Source organism: Staphylococcus pasteuri (assembly GCF_030547725.1).
Lineage (GTDB): Bacteria > Bacillota > Bacilli > Staphylococcales > Staphylococcaceae > Staphylococcus > Staphylococcus pasteuri.
Window position 1 is genome coordinate 1 of record NZ_JAUOQO010000075.1, and the last position, 367, is coordinate 367.

The 367-nt window shown below is 43.1% G+C and carries 1 protein-coding gene; it reads right to left on the minus strand.

The features are described 5' to 3' along the window. Positions 1–367: hypothetical protein (locus Q4528_RS12855; RefSeq protein WP_303521867.1), on the minus strand; the 367-nt coding region annotated here is incomplete at both ends.

Here is a 367-nt window from a genome sequence, read left to right on the forward strand (position 1 = left end):
GCGGTAATCATTGGCCAAATCGCTCGGCCTTTAATATGGAATAATTGCTTAGCAGCTACTTTACTACTCTGACGATTATTTAAATTAACTTGCTGATGAGCACGATAAGCTACGGTAACTTTTTCTATTTTGGGTGAGATTGGCGCAGGCGGAATATCTAAATCTTGCTTATTGCGAAATGCACGACTTACATGGTTAGCTAATACCGAGCTATATCGCTGCTGAGCAAAGCCAAATTTGGGGCCACTAAGGCGTAATTGATAATACCCTCCTCGCTGACTTGGAGAAGCACTATAGTCAGATAGGCTGGGGCTCAGTAGTCGATTGCTGATGCCTACTTCGTGTAGAGGTAAATGAACCTTTGAGT